Below are 25,170 nucleotides of genomic sequence, written 5' to 3' on the forward strand. Positions count from 1 at the left end.
CAACAGAAAAAATACATTCTTGTGAAATGAAAAATAATGCACATGCATTAAGCGGTTTAAAAACGATCAACTAACGCACACACTTCTTTAACTAATGGCGCAAGTATTATAGAGAAAGCTGCCATTTTGGCAGCTTTTATTATTACACTAAGGGAGAGCATAATTGAATGAGAAGAAAGAAGGGAAAATGGAACATACATCCAAGAATTAATGCTCAAAATATAAATTCCATTGAATATAGGAGTAATACTGTTTGTTAAAGATATTGTTTTAAAATGGTATTTAGTTTTTCTTTTATGGAATCAACTAATTCGGAGGGGCTTTTAACCATAGCATCTTCACCATAATTGATAAAGAAATTGGAAAAAAAGGCAGTATCGCTTTTTAAGATAGTTCCTTTCAAAAAACCTGTCCCATCATTTCTTATAATCAACTCAATATTTGGCCATTTTGTTGATTTATATTTATCCACACCCTTATTTGTTAATTCCACATGTAATTGGTATGTTTCTTTATTTCTATTTATAAGAGAAAATCGGTTAGTTAAATAAATAGTTGATAAATTAATAGGTACAGTATTTACATCAAGTTCAATAGTTTTTATGCGATCACATCTGAATACACGATAATCCTTTCTTAAAAAACAATAAGATGGACAATACCACTTTCCTTCATTTGCATAAATACCAATAGGTTGAATACTTCTATACGTGATTTTTCCATTTACTTCATAGCCTACTATAACTATTTCTTGTTTGATTGATACCTCTAATAATTGTTTTATATAAGGAGTTTCTTCCTGTTGGTAAACAGACACAAAGTCAACTCGATTTTTCATCTTGTCTATCGTTTCCCTTATGTCTCCAGAAAGATTTAAATAAAATTTCTTGATAATAGATTCATATTCACTATCAAAAGGGAGGGAAATATAATGTCGTAATGCGTGAATTGCAAAAAATATAGAAATAGCCTCACCTTCATTAAAAGCAATTGGGGGCAGAATTCTTTCATTAAGTACTTGATACCCACCATATGGACCTGATTCAGAATATAGAGGGACGCCCATCTCACTTAATTCTTGTAAATCTCTCAATATGGTTCTTTTTGACACGCCGAATTCTTGTGCTAATTCTTTAACTTTAAATCTTTTTTTTCGATTAACCATCATGATCATTTCATTTAATCTTTTTGCTTTAGACATTCATGATAAACCTCCTAAAAACAAACATAACAGTGACAAAAGTTGTCACCATTATAATGTATAATCACAAATAGATAAAGGGGACATATGAAAAAGAAAAAAGCGTAAAAATAGTTGTATTTGAGAGTAAAATAACCCGGTTGAAATGAAAGATAAGTATTGGATTTACCAAAGATATGAGTATTTATACTACACAAAATCTAAAGGAGTTGTCATTCTATGACTGTACAATTGAGTTCATTTTTGATGATGAACGGAAATGCAAAAGAAGCCATTGAGTTTTATAAGGAAGTGCTGGATGCCAAGCTTTTATTTAGCCAAACATTCGGGGATGCACCGGAAGATCCCAAATCTCCTTTGACAGAAAATATGAAGGATTTGGTGGCACACTCAATATTAAATATCGGTGAGACCAATATCATGGTTGCTGACATGTTCCCTGGTATGCCTTATCGAAACGGGAACAACGTTAACATCTGTATATCGACCAATGAAATAGAGAAAACCACTAAGTTTTATGAATTGTTGAGCCAAGAAGGTCAAGTGGTGATGCCACTTCAACAAGTTCATTTTAGCCCAGCTTATGGAATGATAACAGACAAATTCGGTGTTACCTTTCAAATTTTCACAGCACTATCAGAAGATGCAGTAAAAAGAGGACATCAAAAGGATAGTTAAACGTTATGAATCTGTTTCACTCTTGAGAATTGTCAGATGGAAAAATTTCATAAAAGTAACATTTAAGAATAGAGGAGAGATAACATGTTAAATAAATTAAGTAATAGTATTTATTATTTATCTAATCAAGATGAACGAGTCCGACCAACATTAGGGTTGGTATGTGGAGACAAATACAGTCTGGTAATAGACTCAGGTAATTCTGTACAACATGCTAAGGATTTTTTACAGGAAATAGATAAACTAAACGTACCACCTATTAAATATGTGGTTATTACACATGCACATTGGGATCATATTTTAGGTATGAATGAATTTGATGCTATTGTTATAGTTAATAGTCAGACAAATAAAGTGATTAAAGAGTGGCAAGGCTATCTATACGATGATAGTTCTCTTCAAAAGTATGTGAATACTAATAAAATGACTTCTATGTGTAAGGAAATAATACAGTCTGAAATACCTAATAGAGAAAATTTTAAGTTGAACTCTCCAAATGTAATTTTTGAAAATTCATTAACTATTGATTTGGGAAATAAACTTTGCTTCCTTGAGAGGATCAGAAGCACTCATACTGATGACTCGACAATCATTTATATTCCTGATGAAAAAGTTATTTTCTTAGGTGATAGTGTTTATGGTACTAATACAAATTCTTTATTCCATTTCAAGCAATCATTGTTATTGCCCATGATAAAAGACATTCAAAAATATGATTCTGAATTTTTCTTGCTGGGTCATGAATCTATCTATAACAAAGATGAAATGAATATGTATTGGAAAGAGTTGACAACAGCAAGTCAAGCTACAAAATCCACATCACTAGAAAGTGCTATAGAATGTTTTAAGGTAGATAATAAGAGAGACCCAAATGATAATGAATTATTCTTCATAAAAGGATTTGTGAATGATCATATTATTCGATCACAATAGTTCAATAGATTTATCATCACAATTATGTGAAGCCAACTCTTTAAAAACGAGTTGGCTTTTTAATGAGTTGCAGGCCATTTTTTCCGTATCACATGATCTGATGGTTTGACAGAAAAAAAATAAAATTATAATGGTCTTAGCAACTATAAGCGTGACTACTATAAGTGAAGAATCAAGTTTTATCTGCTATAGATAAGAGTATAATATTACAATATTGATTGGCTGTTGTACGAACGGGTGCTTTAGTTGAAGAAACATAAGGGATTTTGTTGTGGTAAAAATTTTGATGTTGTTGTAGTAATTGAAGTCATATGTTGTACAAAAAGGATAATAGTACAAATATGAAAATAGTACAATCCCTCCCAAAATCACTAGCATATTAATGTGAAAATTATGAAGCTGATATGCTTACTGTTGTCCTCCACAGTCTTCAAAACTGCTTGATACCTGCGTGGCAGGTCTGGTGGGGTGGATTCCCACACAGTCCCGCCAATATGGTAAGCCGCTTTTATCAACGGGCTTTCGATAATTTCTTGCCATTTTTAGGTGGGTGGATTTGTTTACTATTTTTTTGAGCAAAGACTAAATCCAAATCATGATATTCAATGCCTAGTAAAAGCTTGTTTCTAATTGTAGTTTATAGATTTTTTTCAATTCTTTTGTTAGAGAAGTAGTGATTGTTTTTGATAAAACTGTCCAGGCATCTTAATTATCTTTGAATATATAATTTTATAGATAATTGAGAAAGGATGATAAAATGAAACATTATATTATTCCTCCTTCCTGGCCTCAATCCTCTAATTCAAAGTTTAGAGGATGCTGTCCACTGTTTCCGATTCCAAAATCGCACGGACAAATGTGCAATTGTCCTCCTGGACCAGAAGGACCACAGGGACCAGAAGGACCACAAGGACCAGAAGGACCACAAGGACCACAAGGACCACAAGGACCACAAGGACCAGAAGGACCACAAGGACCAGAAGGACCACAAGGACCACAGGGACCAGAAGGACCACAGGGACCACAAGGACCTGGATTAACTGGTTTTCAAATAGTATCAGAATGTGTAACTTCACAAGCTGGTGTCGCGACCTTTACAATTACCTGTCCACCTAGTAATATTGCGATCTCTGCTGGGTTTTCTATTACTGGCGGTAATCAAGTTAGACTTACTCAAATGCAACCGGTTGGTTCTTCCCCTAATCAATGGATTTTTCGAGCAGAAGGTCAAGGTAATCAACAGTTTACACTGTGCGGTTATATTATTTGTTCACAAATCGTATAATTGAGCTGCCAAATAACCTTCCACTATCTTATTATTGGAAGATTTTGTTGTTTATATTAATTCAGATGCAACAGCAAGAAAACTGTATTTAGAGATTAAGTTGGATTATCTAAAAATGTCTTCCACAAGAGTAAATGAATATACTGATTTCAAGGGGAATTTTGTTAAAAGTATTTTTAGAAAAAGAAAAAGTTGAAAATTCGAATTTTTACTAACAGGTACTTTAGCAGAACAAGACCATCATTCGATGGTCTATTTATATGTACAGAACAATCAAATAGATTTAGGCGATCCAGTGTGAAATGTTTAAAACGACAAAAAACTTGGAAGTAAGCAAATTATCAATTGGTATTCTACAGATTTCTTTTGAAGTGGTTTCAGCTGAAGTTACAAAATAAAAAATGGAAAAGTTCGCAAAACTATATAATAATCCAATTATTATGGAAATATTAATAGTGTGAAGCTTATAATTGAACTAGGTGATTAAAAGTGACTATACAAAATAAAAAGATAATTGATATCTGTGATAACCGCAGACTATTCAATAATAATTCACGTAACAGTACTCCAAGCGTAATCTTCATAGCAGGGTTAGGCGATAGCTATGAGACATGGAAAAAAGTCCAAGACCGAATATCGCAAAAAACATCAACCTTGTCCTATAACAGGGCGGGTATTGGCAGGAGTCAAGTCGCATCCGTCCCGACGACTTGCTATGATCTAGTCGAGGAGCTCAACGAATTGTTGCTAGCACTTGAAGTGGAGAAACCCTATATATTGGTGGGACATTCTTTTGGTGGTTTGGTCGCCAGATTATATGCCAGCCTTTATCCACTGAACATCTGTGGTATGGTTTTGGTTGACGCTGCACCGGAATATAAAGAACTTGCCTATGAAAAGGTTCTACCAGAAAATCTGATTGCAGGAAATAGGGAATATTACGAGAATCCTATGTTGAATAGTGAGAAGATTGATAAAATACAAAGCTATAAGCAAATCGTTGATCATTCAAAGCAAAACAACCTCCCTCTCTCAATTATTACAAGAGGTTTGCCTGACAATGATGAAGAGGGATGGCCATCTCAAGAAATACTGGAAATTGAGCAAAGACTCCAAGCAGAATTCCAATGGCTGTCAACGTCAAGCAAGTACAGAATTGCTAGTCGAAGTGGACATTATATTCATCATGATGAGCCAGAAATTGTTATAGAGGAGATTATGTTAATGTTGATGGAGATGGGAAAATAAGCGACATTGCTTTTAAAATTTTTTTGGTATCAAGTCTAAGATTGAATGAATATATTTCATATGTGAAGTATTTCACTTAAACTAACGGGTGCGTTAGTTTATTAAGTGATTTTATGAGAGCGGTCAGAATATAGTTATTCCATTAAAGGGCGCTTTCCTGTAACTGAACTGCACCCCAAATGTTAGACACGAATCTAACACTTAGAGGTTCCTTTTTTATGGCAAGAGTTTCTCTTGAACAAAAATTAGATACCATTTTTCGTTGAAGTTATTATACGAACGAAGCAGTTTAGTGGTGGAATGGTCTTTAGCTTTTAATCAACAATCGAGCCAGATTGTGGGACAAGTTGTAGAGAAAATGTTGGTTTGAAATAAAGTTTAACTGTTTATAAAAGAGTCGCACCATTTTGAAAAAATTTTAAATGTTTATAAAATAAAGATGACTCGCAATGATCAACATTCTTATGAAAATTTGATAACTAATTTTTAAAAAAGGGCTCTCCTTTGATCAATCTTTGTCAAACGGAGTTCTTTTTCCTGCTGTTATATCAAAGTCGTGCTGCATTTTTAGTTCATCTTTATTCACTCTAACAGCTACATACCAGTCTCTTTTCCTATATGTGGAATACTTTACCAAACATTTGGTTGTCCTGTATAATCGATAACAGTGTGTCATTAAAGGAGGAATACATATGAAAAGGTTAGCTGTATTTTGTGGATCGAGTAATGGGGCATCCGACATTTACATAGAGGAAGCAAAAGCGCTAGGAATAGAGCTTGCGAAGCGTAGGATTGGCCTTGTATACGGAGGAGCCAGTGTAGGTGTCATGGGAGCGGTGGCCGATGCCGCTTTAGAAGCAGGCGGACATGTGATCGGGGTAATGCCAAGCTTTTTGGATGAAAGAGAAATATCCCACAAAAACTTGTCCAAGCTGATTGTTGTAGAATCTATGCATGAAAGAAAGGCCAAGATGGCGGACCTGGCAGACGGCTTTATTGCTTTACCCGGTGGGCCAGGAACGTTAGAAGAGTTTTTTGAAATCTTTACATGGGCACAGTTAGGACTGCATAAGAAGCCGTGCGGACTGTTAAACATTAATAATTATTTCAATCCGCTGATCAAATTATTTGATCATATGACAAATGAACAGTTTCTACAGGAAAAGTATCGTTCGATGGCCCTTGTCGATACGAAATCTACAGGCTTGCTTGATCAATTTGCTACCTATCAACCACCCTCAGTCAAAACGTATATTAGAAACAAGTCTCAAACCTGATTGAAAATAGCATCAATAAAAATAAGCGGGAACATGGAGGAGCACTAATGGAAAAAGAAAAATTACCGAAGGTTGGCGTTGGAGCGGTTATATTGGATGAGAATAACAGAATCTTACTGGTCTTGCGTAAAAAGGCGCCAGAAGCGGGCTGCTGGAGTCTGCCTGGAGGTAAGGTTGATTATATGGAAGCGATAGAAGATGCGGTAAGACGTGAAATTAAAGAAGAGCTTGGAATTGATATTGAGATTTCACGACTGTTATGTGTAACGAATCATATCATTCAAGCAGAAGATATTCATTATGTCGCTCCTACTTTTATCGTGCGTATTACAAATGGACAAGTGAAAAATAAGGAGCCTCATGCTTTAGAAAAAGTGCAGTGGTTCCCGATTGACGAGATGCCAGATAACATCACCATTACAACGGATCACGCGCTTAAACAATTACGATAATCGTTTAAGGAGAGGGGAAATAGAGTTACGTTATGGACTTGAATTGGAGTCGGTATTTATAAAAAAGATTGTTCAAAAATCCAGTATTGCTGAATTTTTTGTTCCGTAATCGCAGATTGTGGAATAAGGAAGGAGTTAAAAAGTTATTTTTGAAATTGTAAGTTATTCCATAAAAGAGACAGTTAGATGATGAAGGAATATTAATGATAATGTGGAATAAAGAATGTTAAGCACTATGATAAGAGGGAAATTAATGCGTAGTATCATTATTCTTTTGCTAGGGATTATTGGACTGCTATTAACTGGTTGTTCAAATGAAACAGGTAGTACCGATTCATAATAAAAAATTACAAAGGAAAACGCTGGTGTTTTAACTTCAACCGCGTTTTCTATTTTTGTGCTTGTTAAAATATGTAATTTAAAACACGATAGTTCATATATTAATTAATAGACAAGTATGGAGGGATAGTTTTGAATAAAATTGTGATTCTGTCTATCGTATTGCTTGTAATTATTATAATAATTATCTGTTTTTACTTTATTTCAAGACACAAACAACAGGCTATACAAGTATTTACGTTTGAGAGTTTTATTAATGCCCATCATTTGAATGCTGAAAGTCAGAATAAAAGCATAATTGATTCTATAAATGATTTTTTCGACGATGGCGATAATGATGGAGACATTGACGGTTTTAACAACGGGGATAGCGATGGTGGAGGGGATGATTGTGGAGATTAGTTTTCCCCTCACAATCGTCAAAGCAATTTCATTATTGAAATAAATGATCTTTCATAATGTTAGCCTTTTCCGATGATATAGACGTAGAAATAGCAAATTAAACAATAAAATTCTATAAAAGTCTTTGGGATTTCAATCTAAGACAGAACTTAAAAAGAAATTTCCAATATAGTGCCTTCTTGAACTTAAGGGTACTTTAGTTCAAGAAGTATTAATTGATTTTAAGATTGAGTTCATATTTTAGTTATTCCATTAAAGTGCGCTTTTCTGAAATCAGGAAAGTGTCTTTTTTCATGAAAAGGGCATTTAATGGAGGAAGAATTTTAAGAAAAATTGAATGCATTTTTGTATAGTGTTTATAAATGATTCCACTTAAAATGCAGGTTTGTTGAACTTTAAATTAGTTCATTAATGTAGGTTTTGATACAAATTGGAAAACAACACGATTCGGACATTCGGGTTAATGATTGTTTTGGTTAATAGTTATTTGAGTTGGGGATTCTAGCTGTAAAGATCTGTGGGAGTGACAATCATGAAAAAAATGCTTGTTATAGTTACAATTTAATTAGTGTTTGCCATACATAATGTGGTTAGTGCAAAAACTCTAGAGCAAAAGGAAATTAAATCGTATGCAGAAAATTGGTATGTTACACCAGAAGATATTATTCGGGATATAATATTTCCAGCAATTGATAAAAGGGTAATAAAAGAATATGGAGGAAAAGAAGCTTCTGGCTTTGGCTGGCAGCAACGGAGGGTTGAGAATATTGTTTATAACAACAATCATTCTTATGATATTTCCTTAAGAATTCAAGTTCCTGACAGTAACAATAAACCATTTGAATATGCAGAAGACTTCGTTAAAGTAAGAGTATCTCCATCTTGTGATAGTCCAAAGATTGGATGTAATCAAGGTAGAAGTTTTAGAGTGCAAACATATATCAGAATAAGTAAGGGAAAGGGTATTACCTTTAAAATTGGTAATACCTCTTTTTAATGGACCTTGTTCAATTAAAGGCGCTTTTCCAGAACACGAAAGGCTTCTTTTTTTGATGTAACAGTTAGATCTGCTCTTCAATCGTTTTGTTGGGTGCGAAACCCAAGAAACTGTAATCATCGTTTATAAATATGAGCGTTGAGCTGGCCATGAACCTTGTAGTTTACGAAGTTGTACAATTTGTCCTGTATGATAAGCATCGTGCAAAAGGATATTCAGATATTGTTGCCAAACTGGTAGAGAAGGACTTAGTTGATCCAGTTCTGCTTCATGAAGGGATGTTAATGAAGATTGCAAGGAATCATGTACTTGAAGCGTTCGCTTCACTGTTTCTTGCCAAGCATCTTCATCATTAGCTTCACCTTGCACAAACGTGTCATCATTATTTTGTGGAGCAACAAATGTGTCATCTTGTAGTAAGCGGGAGAGTAAGCGCTCTTTAAAGGTTAGTAAATGGTTTGCATTTTCCCAAATTGTATTACCCGCCTTTCCTTCTGGTTGCCAACATGCTTGTGCAGCGGTAAGATTTTTTAATGCTTCTGATATCATTCTTCTTCGTAAAAAACTTGCTTGACTACATTTTGTAAGATTTCTTTTTTACTCATTAGGATTGCCTCCTTGTTTGTAACTATCTAAATGAAATTCACTAGTTACGATCATTTTATTTAATATTCCGAAAAAAATACATAGGAGTGAAAATATACATGAATTTTATATCTCTGGAGCCTATACTTTAATCAACGATCTTCCGAAAAACCAGCTATTAGAGACACATCAGTTATTCCGTTAAAGAACCCGTTTATATAGGAACGTGTCTTTTTGATTTATCGGTCCATTTAGTTGAACAAGGAGTTAGAGGCTTTCAAATAGAATAGATAATAAGCTCTAAGAGACTTTTTTTCTATTGATGAGTCATCCCCTCTTCTGGAGATGAGTAAAGTAAAAATAAATCAGAATGGTGTGAAAGAAGATGATAGTTGAAAATATAGCTGTAAAAAAGAGAAAACGAAAAATATTTGTTTATTCTATCTTTTTTTTAATAAGTATATTACTCTTGACCATTTTATTGTGGTATCAAGGCATCATTATTCCTAATGCTTCCAGTGCAAAACATTATCCTGTGAAAGGTGTAGATGTTTCATCTTATCAAGGTGAAATAGAATGGGCACAAATTCAGGAACAAGACTTAAAGTTTGCTTTTATTAAAGCCACAGAGGGGAGCACTTTTGTCGATAAATATTTTGAAAAGAATTGGAAAAGTGCAGAAAATACTACCTTACGGATTGGAGCCTACCACTTTTTTAGCTATGATAGTGAGGGCAAAACTCAAGCTCAGAATTATATTAAAACAGTGCCAATTAGTGAACAAGCATTACCACCAGTCATTGATGTTGAGTTTTATGGTGATAAAGAAAAAAATCCTCCTAATCGTAGTCAAGTAGAAAAAGAGCTTCATACAATGGTGAAAATGCTTGAAGAACATTATGGAAAACGTGTAATTCTTTACACTACACGAAAGGCTTATGATTTGTATATAAAAAATAGTTTTGAACAATGCGATATATGGATAAGGGATGTTTTTACCCAACCTTCGTTACCAGATAAACGAAAGTGGACATTTTGGCAGTACACAGACCGAGAACAATTAGATGGATATAGTGGAGAAGAAAAGTACATAGATGTAAATGTTTTTTATGGTAGTGAAAAGGAATTTATAGAGTACGGATATTAAAATTATTTAATTATATGTGTTATACCATAATCGGATGTTTTTCTGAAACAAGGAAAGCGTCTTTCTTAATGAAAAGGGCTTACGTTTTCCCATTTTTATGTTTTTATAAATCACAAGAAATATCAAAAGAAAGAAATAGATACCTCGTATAGTGTTATTTAGGAGTGAGATAAATGAATGAACATATACAGCTTATGATTGATTGGATTGAAGATCATTTAAAAAATGAGTTTTCATTAGATAAGCTTTCTAATTATATGGGATATTCCCCTTATTATTGTTCTTTTAAATTTCACCAAGTAACAGGTATAAGTATTAGGCGCTATGTTCTTCTTAGAAGATTGTATTTATCTACGAAAGATTTGGCAAATGACAGAAAGATAATTGATATTGCCTTTGATTACGAATATTCTTCGCAAGAAGCATATAGTAGAGCTTTTAAAGCTATTTTTGGTATAAATCCACGAGAATTTCAACTTCACCAGATGCCTGTCCAATCATTTGTTAAACTCACTATTAATAAAGAAGAGGAATGCTGCAGAATGAATATTTCTAGAAAAAAAGAGGTTGAACAGTTACAAAATGAGAAAAATGAGTTGTTCGACAAAGACGTACTCAACATATTGAATGGTCAGGTCATGTATGAAGAGTTTAAAGATAAAAAACTAATGGGAGATTCTGATTACGTTCCATTTAATGAAGCAATGTGTGTAAACGCGACCACTAAACAAGTTTTTAATGAAGAATTTATAAAAACACGAGCATTGGGACATCATGTTTCATTAGAAGATTATATTAAAAAGGTAATTGACCCATTAGATAATCTTTTTAATAAAGAGTATAAATGCATCGTTTTATGGTTTGGTGAGGATATGTTTTGTCAAATGAACCTATTGACAATACTAGCCTATCTTGAACAGTGGGGATATGATGGAAAAGTTTTCTTAAATAGCTTCAGAGAGGATGAATTTAAGGTAAGTCAAACGGAACTTAAACTAGGTAACTTTTTTTCTGTCTATAATGAAGTTTTGGTAAATCATGAAAGACCATCAAATGAACTACTTCCAGTAATGTATCAGGCAATAGATATATATTTAGATTTGCTAAAGGAAAATAATGCAGTAGTAAAGTATATTTCCAAAAATAAAGATTTACCAACATCAGAATTAATGAATAGGTTATTTGATCTGTTTCCAACAATAGGGTATGGAGATTCACAATATTTAGAGCTTATTAATAGAAATAGATGAAGAGCTCTTTCTTTATGTAAATGGCCCTTTTGTGGAGTAGTGTATTGTGACAGTGAAGGATACGCTGGAGTTTTATACATCTCAAGCCCTAGCTTAAAATATATCTCAGGTCCATTAACAGGAATTCATTCGCACTGTAAGATAGAAATATAAAGAAGGAAGTAGTGGAACGAATGTACATAAAATAAAAATTTCGATTTTGGATTATTTTCAGTTATGATGAAGAAAGAAACGGAGTGAGAATATGAAAAAGCTATGGATCTTTTGGTGGATTGCTAACATTTTTTGGGCTGTCATTTTTGCAGTAGGTACAGCTTTCGTTTGGCTAAGGGAGGTTGATGGCACAGGTGCTATTCAAACGCTTGAGGCAAAATTAGCATCATTTATTGTTTTATTAATCGCATTTATATTCCCGGTAATCATTCAAGTTGTATGGCTAATTGTTAACTTGATTATTAACAGTAATAAAAAAACTAAATTTCAGCAGGTATAAAAGGGGTTTATGTATTTAGGATATTAGCAAACTAAAGAAAGCGGGGCGAAATTCTGCAGTAAGAATTTCGCTCTTTCTTTATGTAAATGGTCAAATTGTTGAAAAAGAGCTGCCAATTTTCAATAAGATAGATTAGTTTTTTAAGATAAGTAGTTGTGAGTCGTAAATTAATAATTGATTCTTACATATCTAGTAATATAATCTATTATGATAGAATATGTAATATAATGTAAATTTATTGAAGGAGAATAGAAATGGAAATATGTGAGTTCAAACCCATTCGTATGGATGATATACCCGCAATGGCTGATTTGTTAATACATAGGCAAAATTTTGAAGGTGAAGTGTTTCCGTTTCTAAAAAACAGTTGTCTTCATGCTGAATATACAACAGATATACTTGGAAAATTGTTCGTTAATAGTAAAGTCATTGGGATAGGAGCGTTTACTAATAATGAACTAGTTGGTTATATAATTGGAGAGATAAAGATTGACACCGTTAGAGGCAGACATATATGGGTGCCCTATGAGGGAATAGCAATCAGAATGGATCAATCCTCTGAACTTATAAGGAATCTATATGCAAAGGTTTCAATGGCGTGGCTAGAGCAAGGCTGCTTTATGCACTACACGATAATACCTCTTGGAAATCAGGTGTACTTAGATGCCTGCCAACGATTAAGCTTTTCTATCCAGCAAGTACACGGGGTAATGAACATGGAGGATTACAAACCCTTTGAAAATGTATCTAATGCAGAGATAAGAGCTGGTAATAAAATGGATAGTGAAATGATGGGTGAAATGTCTAGCATTATCCAATCGTATCATAATTCTGCACCTACGTTTGAGCCTGCGTTACCTGAAGTTGTATTGAATATTAAAGAAGGATATAAAAGAATAGCAGAGGGAAATGATGAAACGTGTCTTATTGCGATAAAAGACATGAAGGAATTAGGATTTCAAGTATATTATCCTATTACTTCAGATTTGATGACACCCGATAACGGAGTAGAGTTAAGTATTGCAGGTACTTACTATTCTCAAATGGGAAGAGGTGTTGGTAAAAAGCTAATGAATGAAGGCTGGAGGATTATGAAGGAAAAGGGATATAACAGTATAATAACAGATTGGAGAATAACAAATCTTGCTTCTTCCACATTTTGGCCTAAGTGCGGGTTTAAGCCAATAGCTTATAGAATGGTTAGATATATTAACAGTAATATAGCATGGGCAAACTTTAACAACCCGAGTATAAAGTTGTTGTAGCAAATTCAGTCAGGTATTCTTATCCTTTGCAGCTGTCATGTAAGGGAAAGGGCTGCTTAGGCAGCCCTTGTTCTGTTTAACCTATAATATGATTAATAAAACTAGGAGAGACGTCAAAATAGACGCTCTTTTTTTATGTGAACCAGAGGTGCTTCATTTCTTCCTAAAGGGAAATTTTTAAGTGAATGAAAAAGTTGAAACTTATTTATACCAATCTCACTCTAATAAGCGAAAGGGGGGCAAATAATGAATGAACTTAAACTTATTAAGAAGGCAATAAAGGGAAATAAAAAATGTCTTCAGGAACTTCTTATTTTACATAGTGATCAATTATACCGTACGGCATACTTATATGTTAGAAATCGTGAAGATGCTCTGGATGTTGTTCAAGAGACATCTTACAAAGCTTTTTTATCGATCAGCCAACTGAAAAATGAGCATTTCTTTTTAACTTGGCTAACAAGAATCCTTGTAAATTGTTCCTATGACGTTTTAAAAAAGAGTAAGAAAGAGATCCCTATAGACAATATGAACGAGCGAGAGTTTGATAAAGGAGTAACAGGAGTAGAGAGTCTTGACTTATTAGAGGCAATAAAACAGTTAAATGAAAAATATAAAAATGCAATTATTCTATTTTACTTTCAGGATCTTCCAATAAGTGAAGTGGCTCAAATCATGAACATTCCTGAAAATACAGTAAAAACCTATTTGAGCAGAGGGAAAGAAAGGTTAAAAATGTTGTTAGGAGGAATGAACCACAATGGAAAAAAACTCATTTCAAGAGGTATACGAGAAGATTGAAGTACCACAAGAGGATGTTTTAAAAGCCATTCAGAATGGAATGAATCGGGCTAGTTTTGATGTTCCTAAAACTAAAAGGAATACCAAAATAGTTGTGTGGTCGACGGTTGCAGCTGCTGCGATTTTAGTTTCTTCCAGTTTTATTTCTCCTTCCATGTCTCATGTAATGGCGAATGTACCTTTACTTGGAAAGATATATGAAACGTTTAACGATGCCATTGGCAGAAGCTTACAATCACAAGAATTAATAACTGAACTAAATAAAACAGCTAGCAGTAAAGGAATAGATGTCACTATTACCAATGCATATTATGACGGTGCGGTTGTAGGAGTAACTTTTAATGTGAAAGGGAATTTGAACACTGAGGAAAGCGGCAAGGTGGTTGGGTTTTATGAGATTTTTGATGGAGATGAAGGAATTTCAGATAGTAAAGAACTCGTTCATATGGAACCGACAGATGATGGTTATATTGGACATATTCAATTAAGTTATCCAGAATCAGAACTACCACAAGAAGCTACCTTCCCACTTGAATTCAAAACAATTGGGGGGAAAGAAGGAAGCTGGAGATTTGATGTTCCAATTAACCAGCTGCCGTATGAAACAGTTACTATTGATAAAGAGAGCAGTGAAGAATTTTCAGGTGTTAAAGTTCATTTTGATTCGATTCTTTTTGGTCAAGCATCGACCGCAATTAACTACACGGCTACTTTTCCTATTCAAGGGAAGCATGATCAAGTGCGGCTAGAAGTCTATGATGACAAAGGGGATGAAATAAACATCTCAATGGATGGGATCGACCTGAAAACGATTGAAGAAAACGACCATATTATTGTTAAAGGAAGAAGTATCATTCCACAGTCGGTAAAAGGGGAAACAAAGTATTTAGAGGTGCATCCAAAAGTAGCAATAAATGAACAAGATCAATTTGTTTCCCTGAATGCATCAACACCTGTTGAAATCAAGGCAGATAGACAGAATCTGGCTGTTACCATTGAAAAGATAACTGTTAATGATCATAGCCTTGGTGTTGATTTTCAAGTTAATTATGGGGATGAAATGGGCAGGAGCTTTGGTTTCTTTAAGGATTTTGCTCGAAATGATGTCCTTTTTGTTAAGGAAACAGAAAAGGATATTTATATGGAACCCATGCAACACGCAGTTAAAACCATTCATAAGGATGAATTACGATTTAGAAGTACATTTGATATTCGTAAGCTTGATGGGTTTAACCTAAACAATTATGTAATAAGGGTTAACTTGGGATCTTTAAGGGCGAATATTCCTGTTGAATTAGATAAAGTTAAGATGGATGTAAATTAAAATGTGGAATATAGATAGTATTAAACGAACTGTATGTGCTTAGGTAAAATACTTGTGGAGCAATTCAATAAAAATGGTACAAATGTTCTTGCAAGGATATAATTGTCTTATACTAAATTAAAGGGGGCCTGCTATATGAGCCAAAGAGTTTCTTACTATGAAATTGCATCTGATGGTATGGAAATTATGATAGATATGGAAAAATACACGAAAACAGCAGCAATCGAACGAAAACTTCGTGAGCTAATCAAAATTCGTGTTTCTCAGATTAATGGCTGTGCATATTGTTTGAACATGCATTCAGCAGATGCGAGAAAAATGGGTGAAACAGAACAAAGAATATACTGTGTTAGTGCTTGGAAAGAGTGTGAATTCTATTCAGAAGCAGAAAAAATAGCTTTGGAGCTGGCAGAGCATGTGACATTAATCCCGACAAAAGGTGTGCCAGACGAGCTATATCAACGAGTTCGTGAACACTATGACGAGAAACAGTATGTTGATCTTGTTTTAATCATTAATCAAATTAACAGTTGGAATAGAATTTCTATTGCAATGGGCAATAGAGCCACTGAAAAATAATAACTCTAAATCGCATTTTTTAAATATTTAGCAATAGGCACAATTCTGCAGCATGAATTGTGCTCTTTTTTTATGTTAAGTTCCATTTAATGGAGGAAGAATGTACAAGTAATTAGAATAAAATAGTAGTAAAAAGATATTGGAGGGGTTCTATGAAGCTTGTAGGGGAACAAATTTATCTTCGACTTTACAAAACTTCTGATGCCAGAGAGTTAGCTAGCTTACATACTAGAAATCGTGAGTTTTTTCAACGAGTTAGCCCATTACTCCCAGAAGATTTTTATACAGAGGAATATCAAAAAATACGCCTTCAACAGGCATTAAAAAAGACAGATGAAGGGCAATTATACGCCTTTGGAATCTTTTTAAAAGCAACTGATAAACTTATCGGAGACATTTCATTAACTCAAATTGCCAGGGGAGACCTCCAAAGCTGTTATACGGGATTTACTTTAGATAAGGAGTATAATGGAAAGGGCTATACAACTGAAGCCCTTCAACTTGTTGTCGACTTTGCTTTTAGAGAATTAAAACTACATAGAATTGAAGCAGGAGCTATGCCTGACAACATAGCATCTATTCGTGTATTAGAAAAAGCGGGATTTAAAAAAGAAGGTATAGCTAAGGAAAATCTAAAGATTAATGGCAAATGGACAGATCATCAAATATTGGCTATCATCAACAGCTTGGATGTGTAAGCTCATTTCACTTGCGAAAATATTATATAAACGAGAACCTGGTACATATCTAAGGAGTTGCTTGGCAACTCTCTTTTTTTATCAAAGATTGAGTAATGTTTCACTTAAATTATATGGGCAGTTTACTTGAAGAAGCATCAGCCTTTAGTTCATTGATAAATTGATTATGTCATTCGTTACTATTCCTTCACCTATTGCTTGAATATGTAAATGGTCATGTAGGTAAGGCTTATCAATGTTCCAAGTCAAAGAAAAGTTATTATCGTTTTCGTTTTCCTTAATGTCATAGCCTATTAGTCTTCTTTCTGTCCATGTTTGCGTACCAGTAGGAATTAGCCAAAATAAAACAGTTTCCGTGTTTGCTGCTTTAACTTTAAAAGTTATTTCTTTTGTCCCTTTCAAAAATTAACATAGCTAATAATATATCTGTTGTTAGGAGTAACTTGGAAGTATAGTCTGAAGATAGTCGAGTAATGATATAACAAGCAACAAAAACTGACGGTTGACATAAAAGTATCTACAATTTTCATGAAGTTTTTATGCTTTTTTTGATGTATATTATCCTGTTCTTTAATGTCTATTAAAAGTCCTATAAATTGATTGTTTTTTTAAAAAGTAAGTTGTACTCTATTGAAAGTAAGATGTATTCTAGAAAATCTAAAGGAATGTCCCAATTTTGGAGACATTCCTTTTTTCTTACAATATTATAATTCCTTATTCAACAATCGTAGCCACTCTTAATTATTTGGAAGCACTACAAAAAGAAGGTTTCTTATTAAAGAAAAGCACCCTATAGATTAAGTAAAATTCATTACAATTTCAGATTTATTTCTTAAGTGTCCTGTGCAATTGATTGCAGTTGCTTTGCACATTCAAGCCATTTAGGTTTTATATTTTTATTAAATCTAAAATAGCTTTTGGTTCCTTTAAAACAAATTCTACTGATTCAAATCCTTCAGTTGTTTTAGAACCCCATAATGCAAGTGCAAATTTAACACCTGCACTTTTTGCACACTGCATATCATATATAGAATCTCCAATGTATATTGTTTCATCTTGATTAGCATTTAACCCATCTAAACAAGCTAATAAAGGTTCAGGGTGTGGTTTATGTTTTTCAGTATCGCTTGCACAAATCGTGTACTCAAAAAATGAACTCAATCCAAATGGTTCAAATTCATCAATTAACTCTTGTTTTGTTTTTGAAGTCACAATACCAGTTCTGACAGGACTTTCTGATAATGTTTTTATAACATTTTCTAAATCCTGAAAAACACTTACCTGGTGAGAAAATTCTAGTACAGTCTCTGACCACTTTGGATGTACACGTTCCAGATCAGTCACATTTAATTTTTTTAATGTTTCTATCCCTGGTATTCCTAAAGCAAACCTTAAATCCTCTAATTGATAATCCTTTCCTTCTTCTTTTAAGACTTTTTGTAGAGATTTTAATATAGCTTTTTCAGTATCTAAAATAGTCCCATCGACGTCAAAAATCACATATTTAAACACTCCTTATCACTCCCTAGTTTCTAATATATAAACATTTTACAATTATAATGTAAAAAAATACTCTTGAGAAAAACTGCTATTAGCACAAGAAGAAAAAAAATCTCCGCAGAAATCCCTTTTGAAGTAAAGCTCTCATTAGGTGAACAACTGGGAATATCAATCAAAATAGACAGGTTCTTGTGGATTATGTAAATGTTTAAATGCTATATGAATTTGTGATTCTGTATTTCTAGCTATTGATAAAGCTGGTAGTTCATTTTCTACGAAAAATTCCACCGCATCTGTTTCAATACCTTCTTTTGGTTTCCCGCCAATGATTTCACATTGGATAAATATTTTATAAACGTGATATGGAGAAGGTGGATGAGGATGGCATTTCTTGTCGAGTACAGCTATTAATTTTATCGCTTTAACATCAAACCCTGATTCTTCTTTTACTTCCTTGACTGCTACTTCACTTGGAGTTAATCCAATATCACCCCAACCTCCTGGTAAAGACCAATCTCCATCACTGTTTTCTCTCACCATTAATATTTTATTACCACTAAATACAACAGCCCTAATATCAACTTTTGGCGTTGCATACCCAGTTTCATTTGCAAATAATTCTTTTATAATTTTATTGTCCATATTTGTATTCTGTGTCAATATTTCAACACTAATTTTTCTTATTAATTCAAATCTTTCCAAGTCATAAATATCTTTTGAATAAGTTAGCCCTGCTTGTGCAATTGATTGAAGCTGTTTTGCCCATTCTAGCCATTTAGGTTTCATCGTTATTCACCACCAATTGATTTTTACCTCATTTTCATTAAAAACTAAAGGTTGATAGTACATGTTCATCTTTTTGAAGGTTAATTTTTTTAAACATCTTTCTACTCCCTTGGTTGAAAATTAGCTTAATTTCAATCTAATTTATGAAATGCATTTCAAGTCAAGGGAAAACTCAAACAAAAACTTAAAACGATTCAGGCAATCAGATAACAAACCTGTTTCGTGAGAAAAAAAACCACCTGATTTGGCAGCTGATTAAGGGGTTAGAATTTTTAAGTTGGGTATTCTCTTTTTCCTCATAAATCCTTTATATATACAAGAAAGCAGTTCGGGGTTGCTAGAAATATCTCGAATTCAAGTCTTCTACATAATGGCCCGCTTATGGAATAAGAAAAAATCCTGCATATACTCCTAACCGAAGGTATCTATCATTATGCAGCAAACAGCTACTGATGGTTGATGTCCTTTTTCTTTTATCTACAAAGTGATGTCAAATTAGATGAGATAGTTATCTATTTAACACTTTAACAATGATAGTGGAAAAATTCTCCACTTAAACCCTTTAGCTTTTCATAACTAAAAATGTAATTTAGAACAGACTACCGCAATTCATCCATAGCACCCGGAATGAAAATGAAAAAGAAACTAAGGAAAAACGGATCGTTTTCCTTAGTTTCTTTACTTTTTGGGACTTATGGGACAGCCTCATAAATTTTACTTTTCGCTAAAAAATGCTAATCTTTTGTTCATCATCCATAGCAAAGATTAGATTTTCCGCTTACTAACATTTCTAATTCGTTTCATTCAAATTAAGAACCTAAAACATAAAATACGTAACGACTCATGCCTTCTCCAATTATGATAGCAAGTAAAGCTAGATAAACAAATGAATAATATACTTTTTTACTTGGTGCAAGTGCTAAGTAAGCTAGGACAGTGATTCCAATAAGCTCAATGATCCAGCGGATTGCAACGGTTCCCTCGTAAGCTCCTAAACTAACGGCAGCAGCTTGACCACTTATTTGTCGAATTTCTCCTTCTAGAGAAGAGTATGTTGCTAAGCCAATTAACTGAACGGCGATGCCCGCAAAGACTACTAAGAAAGCCGTTTTTAATAGGTCTTTAGACAATTTGCTATTCTGAAGTGAAATAATTGATAGACTAACAGCAAGAATCGCTCCTAAAGTGAAAGTTGTACCATAAAAAGACAAGAATGTATTCGCATGATTCCAGCCATTTACGAGTGTATTAGAATAGATGGCTGCCATACAATACACATCAATAATACCGACGATGGCTGTAATAATAAGTAAAGCTGGATTCACCTTTTTTTGTAATAAAGCTAAACCCGTAGTAGCACATACGAAAGCAATAAACGTTCCAGTAACGACAATTTCACGGCTCATCCACGAATGACTAAATCCTAAAATCGCATTGAAAGCATGCGTTGGAGTTCCAAGGTGAACAAATGAAGCTCCTAGTCCGATGAATGATAATACTGTAATAACCAGCAACGGTAACTTCATTACTTTGAAAGGATCTATTCCGTTTTTCTTCATCTTACTGTAAAAAATCGACAGCATAACGATTCCACCAATTGCCGCTTGCATACAAATGGTAAAAATCAACAATGGCCACTCATGCATTATGGAATCCTCCTTATATAGCCGCATCCTTATGCGGATTAATAACGATATTTGGTTTAGTTATAGATGGACTAGGAAGTCCTTTAATTTCTGCATTATTACCATATTTTTTACGTAATTCATCAATCGGGCCAAAATCGATGCATCGCATAATACAAGCTGCAATACAAGCTGGCTTTTCTCCCTTATCACGAAGATCTAAACATGTATCACACTTTGTCATCATCCCAAGCTCTTCATTAAATTGCGGAGCACCATATGGACAGTTCCATTCGCAGTATTTACAACCAACACATTTTTCATGGTCTACTACAACGACCCCATCTTCACTTCTTTTGTGCATAGCACCTGTTGGGCAGCCTTTTACACAGCCAGGTTCGTCACAATGATTACAAGAAATCGAGACATTATACGCTCTAACATTATTAATCCAAGCACCGTCTTTATCCTTCGTAAAATGACCATCTTCAAATGCATATACACGCCTAAAATTTATCCCAACTGAATTATTATTCTTATCCTTACATGCAATTACACATGCATTACAACCATTGCAGCGGCTTTGATCAATATAAAAACCTAGTTGTGCCATTTTTCATCCTCCTCCTTATGCCTTCTCAACTTGTGCTAAATTCGTATGCTGAGGGTTACAATGGAATGGTGACGCATCTAGACCTGTGAGAACGTTAATGACACCTCTTTCGTCAACACCTTTATCATTTGGTGTGTGCCAACCACCTTGTGGCATACAAATAACGCCAGGCATTACTCTACTTGTCACTTTTGCAGGAATAATCGTCGTTCCTCTTTCATTGAATACCTTTATCTTGTCGCCTTCGTTAATTTTTCTTTTCTTAGCGTCAATCGGGTTGATCCATAGTTCTTGTGTTTGTACCTCTTCCATCCACTCGCTCGTTTCCCATGTTGAGTGGCAACGTCTTTTCACATGCCAGCCAAACACTTGTAATGGATATTTGTTAGTTACGCTGCTTTCTGGACCTTCTGCAACTGCCACATGCTTCGGAATAGCAGGAATCGTTTCTTTTTTATCCATATCCCATAGCTGTTTAGAAAATAATTCGATTTTTCCTGATGGTGTTTCAAATGGATTATTTTCAAAATCTTCTATTTGTTCTTTGAAATTGACAATGTGATTGTCTTTATACTTATAAACACCATTTTTCTGCATTTCTTCATAGGACGGGAAGTCTGGATCCTTTGTTTTCGACTCCTCAATCATCCATTTCACCCAATCATCTTGAGTTCTGCCTTCTGTGAATTCTTGTTCTATACCTAACTCTTTTGCAAGCATAGTCATCCATTCATATTCAGTCTTCGAACCATATAAAGGCTCAACAACTTTCTGTGAAAGGAAAATATGCTGCCCAAAGCTCCATGGTGGAACAAAGTCATTTTGCTCAAAGAAAGTACAAGTTGGTAAAATAATATCTGAATACTTTACAGAAGGTGTCATATAAATATCTGATGTGACGATAAACTCACATAAAGATTCATCCTCAAGAATTTTGGTCGTTTCATTAATATCACTATGTTGGTTGACTAAACAATTTCCCGCCATATTGAAAATCATTTTGATGTTTGATGGCAATTTTTGTCCCTCTTCTAGACCTTTAACGCCATCTTCTGCACCCATTTCTGTACCTCGGACAATCGCATCCGTGTATTTGAACACAGGAATTGAAATACCTAATGGATTCTCTGGGATTGGAAAATCTTGATGTTTGATTAGCTTACCGCTAGGAAAGTTTGGTCCTGCCCAACCACCACTGATACCAATATTTCCAGTTAATGCTGCGATCATAGAACCGCCTCGTGACATCTGCTCACCATTCATATGACGATTAATGCCGTTTCCTTGAACCCAAGCCATTGGTTTCGTTGTCGCCACTTCACGTGCAAGTTTGATAATGCGATTCGCAGGAAGCCCTGTAATCTTTGCTGCCCACTCTGGTGTTTTTGGCACTCCATCTGTCTCACCCATTACATAACTACGGTAAGATTCACCAGCTGGAACACCTTCTGGCATATGCTCCTCATCATGACCGACGCAAAACTTATCTAAAAAGTCTTGATCGTGGAGATTTTCTGTAAACATGACATACGCCATTGCAGCTACAAGCGCATTATCTGTTGTCGGCTTAACAGGGAACCAATCATCTGCAAAAGCCACATTTGTATCCGTTTTCCGCGGATCAATTGTATAAATTTTTGCCCCTTTTGCTTTCGCCATTCGAAGGTACATATTAAAATGGCCAATGATTGTTTCAGCAGGGTTCATACCGTGTAAAATGATCAGCTTTGAATCTAATAACGGGCGACAACTGTTACCTGCTGAGCTTGTACCAAACGTATATGGTGTCGCAGCACCGTGCTGTCCTGAGCTATAATTTGAATAGCGTCCTAAAAACCCGCCATCACAACTTAATAATCTTTGAATGACCGTATCACCGCTTCCAACCGTTCCCGTTTGCCCTGTTGCATAAAGGCTAAAGCGAGAAGCTGGACCATATTTTTCTTTAATTCGATTATTTTCCTTAGCAATAATTTTTATTGCTTCTTCCCAAGAAATTTCCTCGAATTTTCCTTCTCCACGTTTTCCAACGCGCTTTAACGGTTTTTTAATCCGATGAGGCGAATAAACATGTTTACGATAACCACGGCCACGTAAACAAGCGCGAATTTGCGGGAACTGTTCATTGTCCGCATTCTCATCTCTTTCGTCATTATCTGTAGAAATACGAACGATTTGTCCGTCTTTTACATGTGCTTTAATTAGGCATTTTCCGCCACAATTCAGCGTACTACAAGTTGGAATAACGACTTCCTCGACATCATTTTTTTCTGACTTTGCAAGCACTTTTGGCACTAAGCTTTTTGATGTCACAGCACTTCCAACTAATAATGGTGCCGTTACTGCTCCTGACCATTTTAAAAATGTTCGCCGCTTCAATGTTTTTTCAGCAATTTGCTCAAAAAAGTTTTTATCCATTTTCAAGAACCTCCTTGAAACTCTTAATGTATTCAAATTCTTCATCAATGAAATCTAATAACAGTGTTGCTATTCCTTTATAAAAAACACTTGTGGAGGAAGAGTGAATATCCTTTGTAAAAGGCTTAACCCATTGCATAAGATGATTTGTAAGTAACCAATATTGATTATATATTCCCTTCGTAAAATCATCCTTTTGTCTTTCCTCAAACGCTTTCTCCGTGTACTGAAGTAAATAAAGCATGAATTCTAATTGAATGGCTATGTGATCTTCTGGTTCTTCATTTTCATTAATAAATCTCAAACCAAACTGGTGTAGCTTGTCTCTTAATTGAAACACAGTCTCTCCAAACATCGTCTGATCCTTTGTCACATAAACAGATTCCCATGGTGGTGCAGGAATTTCACCTTTATCATTAAACACGTTAAAAATACGGAAGAATTCATTTTTTTCCTTTTCAACAACTTCATTTACATTTTCTTCTTTTAACTCAGTAAAAAATGTATTTAAATGAATATTCCCTTCAGCAAGTACGGATAGGTCACTTGTGTGAAGCATGTCTTTCCAACGTTGCAAAGTTTCTATGGATAGTGGTTCTTTAAAACCGACAATGAGAAACTCGTAGACCAATTTTCTCTGAAAACTAACAGTAGATTGATTATTTGCGCACAAACTAGTCATTGAAACTCCTCCTCTCAATAATCAAGATGACAGAAAATTCATAATAAATATTTTCAAATTATGAACCTGGTTTGTGATCTTTTACACAATACTGGTGTAATTATAGGTGAAATTTTTTTAGCTGAACAGTTCAAATCTCAAACAAAATACATAACAATATGTGACTCAAAGTGACTTTTATACATTTTGTATATTCATCGTTAACAATATCTTCACAGGTGTAACAAAACTTTAAATAACTCTCTCTTTATTATTCATTCTTTTCCCTCCATAAAAAAACACCTTTATGCGAATCCCAATAACCATAGTTAATGGGATTCGCATAAGGGTGTTCCTCTTCAAAGTGTATTATTTTATATTTATATATAAGCAAATAAATCAGGTAGTGTACATTTTATCTTTCAAGAAAACGATCACGATTTACAAATCTAACAAACGATTGTCTTAAAGTTTGATCAGGCTTTTCATTCATTATACATTTACTAATTATTTGTGCTAAAGGGCTTTCATTTACAACAGCTTTAACTGAAGCATCAAATAACTGTTTTTCGCTTACTTTACTCCAGTCTAATTCGTATCCATTACGGCCAGC

At 34.3% G+C, this 25,170-nt stretch carries 24 protein-coding genes and 1 pseudogene; 16 read left to right on the forward strand and 9 right to left on the reverse strand.

The window, feature by feature from the left end; translation table 11 throughout:
- Positions 1-256: 256 nt before the first annotated feature.
- Entirely contained in the window at positions 257-1,201 is a 945-nt protein-coding gene (locus AN957_RS06640) for a helix-turn-helix transcriptional regulator (protein WP_056682972.1), read from the reverse strand.
- A gap of 219 nt (positions 1,202-1,420) precedes the next feature.
- Here AN957_RS06640 and AN957_RS06645 point away from each other — a divergent pair, with 219 nt between their 5' ends.
- From AN957_RS06645 to AN957_RS06680, 8 genes are all read left to right on the forward strand, one after another.
- Positions 1,421-1,879, forward strand: a complete 459-nt coding sequence (locus AN957_RS06645) for a VOC family protein (protein ID WP_056682975.1) — start codon at positions 1,421-1,423, stop codon at positions 1,877-1,879.
- Positions 1,880-1,963: 84 nt separating this feature from the next.
- On the forward strand, positions 1,964-2,812 hold the full coding sequence (locus tag AN957_RS06650) for an MBL fold metallo-hydrolase (RefSeq protein ID WP_056682978.1): 849 nt from the start codon (positions 1,964-1,966) through the stop codon (positions 2,810-2,812).
- 757 nt (positions 2,813-3,569) lie between these two features.
- Entirely contained in the window at positions 3,570-4,097 is a 528-nt protein-coding gene (locus AN957_RS28280) for a hypothetical protein (RefSeq protein ID WP_056682981.1), read from the forward strand.
- A 489-nt stretch (positions 4,098-4,586) separates the two neighbouring features.
- Positions 4,587-5,345 (forward strand): alpha/beta fold hydrolase, encoded by a 759-nt coding sequence (locus AN957_RS06660; RefSeq protein ID WP_053474766.1) that lies wholly within the window; start codon positions 4,587-4,589, stop codon positions 5,343-5,345.
- Between the two features lie 692 nt (positions 5,346-6,037).
- Positions 6,038-6,622: an LOG family protein gene (locus AN957_RS06665; protein ID WP_053474767.1), complete on the forward strand. Its 585-nt coding sequence runs from the start codon at positions 6,038-6,040 to the stop codon at positions 6,620-6,622.
- Between the two features lie 47 nt (positions 6,623-6,669).
- The gene (locus tag AN957_RS06670; protein ID WP_053474768.1) at positions 6,670-7,074 is read left to right on the forward strand and encodes an NUDIX domain-containing protein; all 405 of its coding nucleotides are present in this window, start codon (positions 6,670-6,672) and stop codon (positions 7,072-7,074) included.
- A 471-nt stretch (positions 7,075-7,545) separates the two neighbouring features.
- A complete protein-coding gene (locus AN957_RS06675) occupies positions 7,546-7,815 on the forward strand; it encodes a hypothetical protein (RefSeq protein WP_231690025.1) in 270 nt (89 codons plus the stop codon).
- A 586-nt stretch (positions 7,816-8,401) separates the two neighbouring features.
- Entirely contained in the window at positions 8,402-8,812 is a 411-nt protein-coding gene (locus AN957_RS06680) for a hypothetical protein (protein WP_231690026.1), read from the forward strand.
- A gap of 123 nt (positions 8,813-8,935) precedes the next feature.
- Here the strand turns inward: AN957_RS06680 and AN957_RS06685 are convergent.
- Positions 8,936-9,417, reverse strand: a pseudogene (locus tag AN957_RS06685) (DinB family protein).
- A gap of 365 nt (positions 9,418-9,782) precedes the next feature.
- Between AN957_RS06685 and AN957_RS06690 the strand changes: the two are divergent.
- From AN957_RS06690 to AN957_RS06725, 8 genes are all read left to right on the forward strand, one after another.
- Positions 9,783-10,544 carry a glycoside hydrolase family 25 protein gene (locus AN957_RS06690; RefSeq protein WP_053474771.1) on the forward strand — a complete coding sequence of 254 codons (762 nt, stop codon included), beginning with the start codon at positions 9,783-9,785 and terminating at the stop codon, positions 10,542-10,544.
- Between the two features lie 173 nt (positions 10,545-10,717).
- Entirely contained in the window at positions 10,718-11,794 is a 1,077-nt protein-coding gene (locus tag AN957_RS06695; RefSeq protein ID WP_053474772.1) for a helix-turn-helix domain-containing protein, read from the forward strand.
- Between the two features lie 244 nt (positions 11,795-12,038).
- Positions 12,039-12,287: a DUF3923 family protein gene (locus AN957_RS06700; protein WP_053474773.1), complete on the forward strand. Its 249-nt coding sequence runs from the start codon at positions 12,039-12,041 to the stop codon at positions 12,285-12,287.
- A 254-nt stretch (positions 12,288-12,541) separates the two neighbouring features.
- Positions 12,542-13,552, forward strand: a complete 1,011-nt coding sequence (locus tag AN957_RS06705; protein ID WP_056682983.1) for a GNAT family N-acetyltransferase — start codon at positions 12,542-12,544, stop codon at positions 13,550-13,552.
- Positions 13,553-13,798: 246 nt separating this feature from the next.
- A complete protein-coding gene (locus AN957_RS06710; RefSeq protein ID WP_056682986.1) occupies positions 13,799-14,353 on the forward strand; it encodes a sigma-70 family RNA polymerase sigma factor in 555 nt (184 codons plus the stop codon).
- Positions 14,313-15,677, forward strand: coding sequence for a DUF4179 domain-containing protein (locus AN957_RS06715; protein ID WP_053474776.1), 1,365 nt, complete (start codon positions 14,313-14,315; stop codon positions 15,675-15,677). The genes AN957_RS06710 and AN957_RS06715 overlap by 41 nt, the downstream gene beginning before the upstream one ends.
- A 135-nt stretch (positions 15,678-15,812) precedes the next feature.
- Entirely contained in the window at positions 15,813-16,256 is a 444-nt protein-coding gene (locus tag AN957_RS06720) for a carboxymuconolactone decarboxylase family protein (RefSeq protein WP_053474777.1), read from the forward strand.
- A gap of 152 nt (positions 16,257-16,408) precedes the next feature.
- Positions 16,409-16,954, forward strand: coding sequence for a GNAT family N-acetyltransferase (locus tag AN957_RS06725; protein WP_056682988.1), 546 nt, complete (start codon positions 16,409-16,411; stop codon positions 16,952-16,954).
- Positions 16,955-17,098: 144 nt separating this feature from the next.
- On the opposite strand, the gene AN957_RS06730 is transcribed toward AN957_RS06725, so the two are convergent.
- From AN957_RS06730 to AN957_RS06760, 7 genes are all read right to left on the reverse strand, one after another.
- The gene (locus AN957_RS06730) at positions 17,099-17,356 is read right to left on the reverse strand and encodes a hypothetical protein (protein WP_053474779.1); all 258 of its coding nucleotides are present in this window, start codon (positions 17,354-17,356) and stop codon (positions 17,099-17,101) included.
- 486 nt (positions 17,357-17,842) lie between these two features.
- Positions 17,843-18,466, reverse strand: a complete 624-nt coding sequence (locus AN957_RS06735) for an HAD family hydrolase (protein WP_056682992.1) — start codon at positions 18,464-18,466, stop codon at positions 17,843-17,845.
- 156 nt (positions 18,467-18,622) lie between these two features.
- The gene (locus AN957_RS06740; RefSeq protein ID WP_056682995.1) at positions 18,623-19,240 is read right to left on the reverse strand and encodes an NUDIX hydrolase; all 618 of its coding nucleotides are present in this window, start codon (positions 19,238-19,240) and stop codon (positions 18,623-18,625) included.
- A gap of 809 nt (positions 19,241-20,049) precedes the next feature.
- The gene (locus AN957_RS06745) at positions 20,050-20,886 is read right to left on the reverse strand and encodes a dimethyl sulfoxide reductase anchor subunit family protein (RefSeq protein ID WP_056682999.1); all 837 of its coding nucleotides are present in this window, start codon (positions 20,884-20,886) and stop codon (positions 20,050-20,052) included.
- A gap of 13 nt (positions 20,887-20,899) precedes the next feature.
- Positions 20,900-21,478: a DMSO/selenate family reductase complex B subunit gene (locus tag AN957_RS06750; protein ID WP_053474783.1), complete on the reverse strand. Its 579-nt coding sequence runs from the start codon at positions 21,476-21,478 to the stop codon at positions 20,900-20,902.
- Between the two features lie 15 nt (positions 21,479-21,493).
- Entirely contained in the window at positions 21,494-23,896 is a 2,403-nt protein-coding gene (locus AN957_RS06755) for a DMSO/selenate family reductase complex A subunit (protein ID WP_053474784.1), read from the reverse strand.
- Entirely contained in the window at positions 23,889-24,578 is a 690-nt protein-coding gene (locus tag AN957_RS06760) for a TorD/DmsD family molecular chaperone (RefSeq protein ID WP_053474785.1), read from the reverse strand. The genes AN957_RS06755 and AN957_RS06760 overlap by 8 nt, the downstream gene beginning before the upstream one ends.
- Positions 24,579-25,170 lie beyond the last annotated feature (592 nt).

Origin of the sequence: Cytobacillus solani (genome assembly GCF_001420595.1) — a bacterium.
GTDB classification, from domain to species: domain Bacteria; phylum Bacillota; class Bacilli; order Bacillales; family Cytobacillaceae; genus Cytobacillus; species Cytobacillus solani.